The sequence below is a fragment of the Arthrobacter sp. P1_B4 genome (genome assembly GCF_056406555.1).
In genome coordinates this window covers 105,587-112,345 of sequence record NZ_JBFTZW010000006.1, presented here as the reverse complement: position 1 = coordinate 112,345, position 6,759 = coordinate 105,587, and the positions used below count along the sequence as shown (strand labels likewise).

The window sequence follows — 6,759 nt, the reverse complement described above, 5'->3', positions numbered from 1 at the left end:
GCAACGCCGCGTCCGCCGCGTCCGCCGCGGCCCCGGCCGCCGCCCCGGCCGCCGCCATGGCCGCCGCAGGAGTGTTGGCGGCGGAGTCCTCCCGGCCGAACCGCGGCAGGACGTACGCCGTGAGGGCGAGGGCCACCATGGCACCGACGGCGCCGGTGAGCACGAAGCTGACGCGGACCGGCACCAGGGCGCCCAGGAGGCCGCCCAGGGCCAGCGCGCCAATGGAGACGGCACGCGTCATCCCGCCGACAATCGCCATCGCCTGGCCGCGCCCGCTCTCCGGAATCCGCAGGATCGCGATCGCCCCGAAACAGGCGTTCAGGACGCCGCAGGCCACTCCCGTCCCTGTGTAGGCCACAAAAAGCAGTTCCACGCTCGGGACCATCCCGGTGAGGACCAGGCACGCCGAGGCTCCGGTCATGGCGGCCAGCAGCACGCGCAGCCGGACCCGAGGCGTCCTGATCCTGCCGGCCATCGCGGCCCCGGCCGCCATGCCGAGGCCGAAGGCTGCGGACAGGAGGCCGTACTGGATTTCGGTGGCGCCAAGTTCGTTGCGGGCCAGGAACACCTCGAGCACGTTGGTGGCTTCGCCGACGACGATGAAGAACATCGCCCCCAGGACCAGGGCCCAGACCAGGCTGTCCCGGCGGATCAGGCGCAGCCCGTCCAGCAGCGCGGGCTTCGCCTGGCCGGCACGTTCGGCCGCCGTGCCGCGGCGGGTGCGGATCAGCAGCGCGCCCAGCCCCATGGCGACGTAGCAGCCGCTGGCCACGGTGAACACCAGCCCGGTCCCGCCCCAGCCGCTGAGCAGGCCGCCCGCGGCGGGACCTGCCATCCCCGCGATCATGATGGTCGCCTGCATGGTCCCCATGGCCCGGGGCGTGCGGTCCTCTCCGACGATCCGCGGCAGCAGGGCCTGCCAGGTGGGGCTGGCCACGGACTGGGCCGCGTCGAGCAGGAACGTCATGGCAAACAGCACGGGCAGATAGTTCTCCAGGTACTGCATGCCAAGCCCCATGCCGGCGACGGCGGCGGCGCTGACCGCCGAACTCGCCGTCGCCAGCGTGCGCGAATCCATGGTGTCGGCGAGCCGGCCGGCCCACGGGGCCAGGAGGACCAGCGGCAGCGCTGAGCACAGCAGGTACGCGGCCACGAGCCAGGGCCCGGCGACAGGAGTTTCGCCGGCGGCGGCCGCGTTCTGCAGATGCAGCATGACGCTGACGACGACGGCGCCCATCCCCGCCGTCGCCACGAACCGGGCGGTGCCGGCAATCAGGAAGTCGCGGTTGCGCCACAGGGGCCGCGCGCCGGTTGCGGGTGCCGGCAATTTATGAAGTGTATGTTTCATAAAAAGGAACCTAGTCCGGCGGCAAAACAAATGTCAAGCATTTCTTTCATAGTTTGGCGGGGCTGGATACACTGGAGGAGTGAACGCAGAAACCCCGACGGCGGAGTCAATGGCTCCGCCGGCCACCAGGCGCCGGCACCGTCCGGAGAAGCAAGTGGAAATCACCGACCCGAAGGCGATCCGTGCCTTGGCCCACGCCGCCCGGCTGGAGGTCATTTCCGAACTGTATTCCACGCAGGTGAGCCGGACGGCCACCGAGCTTGCCGCGCAGACCGGGCTGACTCCCAGTGCCATGAGCTACCACCTGCGGGCACTGCAGAAGTGGGGCATCGTGATTCCCGCCGCCACCGCGGGGGATGCCCGGGAGCGGCGCTGGCAGGCCGCCGGTACAGATTTCACCATCCACTCGCTGGGGGGAGTGGCCAGCCCCGAACTCGCCGTCCTGGACCTCGAGCTCGACGCCTACCGCCGCCGGGTCCGTGCCTACGCCACGGCCCGCAACGCCCGGCGCGAGAGCGGCGATACCGCCGACGGACCGTCCTCGGTGGTACTGGCCAGCAATCTGCTGTACCTGACGCCGGACCAGCGCGCCGAACTGACGCGGCGGATCTTCGACCTGCTGCGGGACTACGAACTCGAGGATCCGGACCACCTGCCCGAAGGTGCCGAACGTATGGCCACGATGTGGTCGATGATTCCGGACGACCGCGGCCCGGCGGCCGCCAAACCCGCCGCCGGCAAGCCCGCCGCCGGCAAGGACTGAGCCCGCCGCCGGGAGGGCCTGAACCGGTCGCGGGCACGGCGCCGAACCGCATCCGGGGCCCGCGCAGGGGCCGGCCGGCACGTGGCCCTATTGCGGCCGGAAGCCGCGTCCGCCGGGCCGTCATTTCCGGCCGGATGCGCGGGATTCTGCAAAATATGGTGAACTAGGCGGGTATGGGCGCATCTGCCCGAGCCACCTTTTTCTGTAGGAGCACCGTGCCAAGCAAGGCCAAAACCGGCAAGAAACTCGTGATTGTGGAGTCTCCCGCCAAGAGCAAGACCATCGCCAAGTACCTCGGCGAAGGCTTCATAGTGGAGGCCTCCATTGGTCACATCCGCGACCTCCCGCAGCCCTCGGAGCTCCCCGCGGAACTGAAGAAGACCCCGCTGGGCAAGTTCGCCGTCGACATCGACAACGACTTCAAGCCTTACTACGTGGTGTCCTCGGACAAGAAGAAGAAGGTCGCCGAGCTCAAGGCGCAGCTCAAAGACGCCGATGCTCTCTATCTCGCAACCGATGGGGACCGCGAGGGCGAGGCCATCGCGTGGCACCTGCTGGAAGTGCTCAAGCCCAAGGTTCCCGTCTACCGGATGACCTTCGGTGAAATCACCAAGGAAGCCATCCACCGGGCCATGGACAACCTGCGCGATGTCGACCAGGACCTGGTCGACGCCCAGGAGACCCGGCGCGTCCTGGACCGGCTCTACGGCTATGAGATCTCCCCGGTGCTGTGGCGCAAGGTGGCCCGCGGCCTCTCCGCAGGCCGCGTGCAGTCCGTCGTCACCCGCATGGTGGTGGACCGCGAACGTGAGCGGATGGCCTTCAAGGCCGCCTCCTACTGGGACCTCACCGGCCAGTTCGGCGCCGGTTCCGGCTCCTTCAAAGCCAAACTCGCCGCCGTCGACGGTGCCAAGGTCGCCAGCGGCCGGGACTTCAACGACAACGGCGAGCTCACCTCCCGCAACGCCGTCCACCTCAACGAGGAACTCGCCACCTCGCTCGCGGCGGGGCTGCAGGACGCCGACTTCCGCGTCCGCTCCGTCGACACCAAGCCGTACACCCGCCGCCCGGCGGCGCCGTTCACCACCTCCACCCTGCAGCAGGAGGCCGGCCGCAAGCTGCGGTTCTCCTCGAAGAGCACGATGCAGGTGGCCCAGCGGCTCTACGAAAACGGTTACATCACGTATATGCGTACGGACTCGTCCGCGCTGAGCAACGAGGCCGTCACGGCCGCCCGGCGCCAGGCCTCCGAGCTGTACGGCCCCGAGTACGTGCCGCAGTCGCCGCGGGTCTACAGCGGCAAGGCAGCGAACGCGCAGGAAGCCCACGAGGCCATCCGTCCCGCCGGCGACTCCTTCCGCACCCCGGCCCAGGTGGCCCAGCAGCTCTCCGGTGACGAATTCCGCCTGTACGAGCTCATCTGGAAGCGCACGGTCGCCTCGCAGATGGCTGACGCTAAGGGCTCCACCGCCACGATCCGCCTCGGCGCCGTCACCGTTGGCGACCCGGCCGACCGCCGCGATGCCGAATTCTCGGCGTCGGGCACCGTCATCACCTTCCCCGGCTTCCTCGCCGCCTACGAAGAAGGCAAGGACGAAAGCCGCGGCGACGACGAGTCCGAGGAAGCACGCCGGCTGCCCAACGTGGCCAAGGACGACGCGCTCACTGCCAGCGACATTGTCGCCGTCGGCCACGAGACCTCGCCGCCGCCGCGCTACACCGAAGCCTCGCTGACTGCGGAGCTGGAAAAGAAGGGCATCGGCCGCCCGTCGACCTATGCCTCCACCATCTCCACGATCCAGGACCGCGGCTACGTCCGGAAGCAGGGCTCTGCGCTGGTCCCGAGCTGGATCGCGTTCTCCGTGATCCGGCTCCTCGAACAGCACTTCCACGACTACGTGGACTACGAGTTCACGGCCGACATGGAAGCGGACCTGGACAAGATCGCCAACGGCCAGGCGGCCGGACCCGCGTGGCTCAAGCACTTCTACTTCGGTGAGGACTCCGAGCCCGGCCTGCTGAGCATCGTGAACAACCTCGGCGAGATCGATGCCCGCGAGATCAACTCCATCCCGATCACGGACGCGATCACCCTCCGGGTCGGCAAGTTCGGCCCGTACCTGGAAAGCTCCACCGCGACGGTGGATCCCGAGACCGGCGAGGTGGTTGAGGCGGCCCGCGCCAACGTCCCCGAGGACCTGGCCCCGGACGAGCTCACGGCCGCCAAAGCCGTTGAACTCATGGAGACCGCTGCCCCGGAGGAGCGCGTCCTCGGCGCGGACCCGCACACCGGGCACACGATCGTGGCCAAGAACGGCCGCTACGGCGCGTACGTCACCGAGATCATCCCGGAGATGACCGAGGAACAGCTGGCCAACCAGCCCGTTGAGTATTACAAGAACGGCAAGCCCAAGCCGCCGAAGAAGCCCGTCAAGGCCAAGCCGCGCACCGGGTCCCTGTTCGCGTCCATGAGCGTGGACAGCATCACGCTGGACGAGGCGCTGCAGCTCATGAGCCTGCCCCGCGTGCTTGGGCAGGACGCCGACGGCAACCCGATCACGGTGCAGAACGGCCGGTTCGGCCCGTACCTGAAGAAGGGCACGGACTCCCGCTCCATCGGCTCCGAAGAGGAGATCTTCACGATCACGCTCGAGGCGGCGCTGGAGATCTACTCGCAGCCCAAGCAGCGCGGCGCCCGCGCCGCCGTTCCGCCGCTGGCCGAATTCGGACCGGACCCGGTCTCGGAGAAGAACATCGTGGTGAAGGAAGGCCGGTTCGGCCCGTACATCACCGACGGCATCACCAACATCACGGTGCCGCGCACCACCTCGATCGAGGAGCTGACCCGGGAACGCGCCGTCGAACTCCTCGCGGAGAAGCGGGCCAAGGGCCCGGTCAAGCGCACGACGACGGCCCGCAAGGCGCCCGCGCGGAAGGCCCCGGCCAAGAAGTAGGCAGCACGCCGAAATCGCCGGAAACCTGCCGATTCGCCGGAAATTACCGGCGAATCCGCAGGTTTCCGGCGATTTTGCGTTTGCGGACCGGCCGTGGACGTGATCGAGTAGGAATATGACTGAACAGCCCGCACACCTGGACAACCAGCCGCTGAACGAACTCGAGGAGCAGCTCGCCCGGGGGGAGCAGCCGGACGCCAACCCGGTGGACGTGATCCTGGCCTTCCTCAACAACGAGGTCTATGTGGTCAGCTCCGACGCCCTCGAGGGCCCCGACTCGCAGGTGGAGCCGCTGGTCCTCGCCAACTCCTCCGGCAAGCCCGTCCTGGCCGTTTTCTCGCACCCGAGCCGCGTCACCGAGCAGTATCTCGCCGCCGCGCCGAACGTGCTGGGCACGCAGGGCGCCGCGATCATCGGCAACCTCGGCGCCGAGCTCGGCATGGTGATCAACCCCGGCGCCGCCTACGGCTTTGAAATCGACCCGGAGGGCGTGGCCAACATCCGCCGCGACTTCAAGCCAACCGACGAGCCCGCTGACGGCACTGCCGACCCGGCTTAGGCCCCCGATCGGCCAGACTGCGACGGCGGTATTCTTCGCGAATACCGCCGTCGCAGCTAGGCCGGCCGCTCCGTGGGGGGGAATAATGGCAGCATGCGTCTAGGCGTCCTCGACATCGGGTCCAACACTGTCCATCTCCTGCTGGTCGACGCCCATCCCGGCGCCCGGCCGGTCCCCTACGCCTCGCATAAACGGCGGCTGTCGCTCGTGCAGTACCTCGACGACGACGGCAACATTGACGACGACGGGCAGCATGAACTAGTCGAGTTCGTCCTCGAGGCGTGGGAATTCGCGGCCAAGCACAAAGCCGACGACCTCCTCGCGTTCTGCACCTCGGCCATCCGCGAGGCCACCAACGGCGCTGACGTCCTGGCCCGCGTCAAACATGAAACCACCGTCACCCTCCGGGAGCTCACGGGCAGCGAAGAGGCGTCCATGACCTTCTTTGCCGTCCGGCGCTGGTACGGCTGGGGTGCCGGGCCCATCCTGAACCTGGACATCGGCGGCGGCTCCTTCGAGATGGCCCTCGGACAGGACGAGCTGCCCGAGCTGGCAATGTCCGTTCCGCTCGGTGCCAGCCGGCTGACACGCGACTGGCTGCCCGAGGACCCGCCCTCGGCCAAGAGCATCAAGGAGTTGCGCCGCTACATCCGCTCCACGCTCAAACCCGCGGTGCGCAAATTCGAGAAGCTGGGCCCGCCCAACCTCGTCGCGGGCACGTCCAAAACTTTCCGGTCCCTCGCCAGGATTGCCGGGGCCGCCCCCAGCGGCGCCGGGCCCTACGTCAAGCGGGAGCTGCTGGCCCTCGACCTCGGGCTCTGGGCGCAGCGGATCTCGGCCATGGAGATAGGGGACAGGCTCCACCTGCCCGGCGTCTCCGAGGCCCGCGCGCCGCAGGTCCTCGCCGGCGCCCTCGTCGCGGAAGCGGCACTGGAAATGTTCAAGTTCGACAGCATGGTGACCTGCCCGTGGGCCCTGCGTGAGGGACTCATCCTCCGCCGCCTGGACCAGCTTGTGTTTGAGGGGCCGATCGATCCCGCGCCGCATGTGGCAGAGCAACCGCCGGCGCGGCTCCAGTCGCCGGAAAAGGCTCTCTGAGACGGCTTGGGCCAGTGGCGGGTGTCGCGACTGTGTC

The 6,759-nt window shown here is 68.6% G+C and carries 5 protein-coding genes; 4 read left to right on the top strand and 1 reads right to left on the bottom strand.

The features are described 5' to 3' along the window. The coding region (locus AC1D1W_RS04930) for an MFS transporter (protein WP_476943097.1) at positions 1 to 1,348 on the bottom strand (1,348 nt) is incomplete at its 3' end. A 79-nt stretch (positions 1,349 to 1,427) separates the two neighbouring features. Here AC1D1W_RS04930 and AC1D1W_RS04925 point away from each other — a divergent pair. The 4 genes from AC1D1W_RS04925 to AC1D1W_RS04910 all read left to right on the top strand — a co-directional run bounded on the left by AC1D1W_RS04925 (position 1,428) and on the right by AC1D1W_RS04910 (position 6,722). Then, positions 1,428 to 2,111: an ArsR/SmtB family transcription factor gene (locus tag AC1D1W_RS04925; RefSeq protein ID WP_476943096.1), complete on the top strand. Its 684-nt coding sequence runs from the start codon at positions 1,428 to 1,430 to the stop codon at positions 2,109 to 2,111. A 215-nt stretch (positions 2,112 to 2,326) separates the two neighbouring features. Continuing rightward, a complete protein-coding gene (gene topA / locus AC1D1W_RS04920; protein WP_028277717.1) occupies positions 2,327 to 5,065 on the top strand; it encodes a type I DNA topoisomerase in 2,739 nt (912 codons plus the stop codon). A gap of 115 nt (positions 5,066 to 5,180) precedes the next feature. Then, a complete protein-coding gene (locus tag AC1D1W_RS04915) occupies positions 5,181 to 5,624 on the top strand; it encodes an SseB family protein (RefSeq protein WP_028277718.1) in 444 nt (147 codons plus the stop codon). Between the two features lie 93 nt (positions 5,625 to 5,717). Next, positions 5,718 to 6,722 carry a Ppx/GppA family phosphatase gene (locus AC1D1W_RS04910; protein WP_043436435.1) on the top strand — a complete coding sequence of 335 codons (1,005 nt, stop codon included), beginning with the start codon at positions 5,718 to 5,720 and terminating at the stop codon, positions 6,720 to 6,722. Positions 6,723 to 6,759 lie beyond the last annotated feature (37 nt).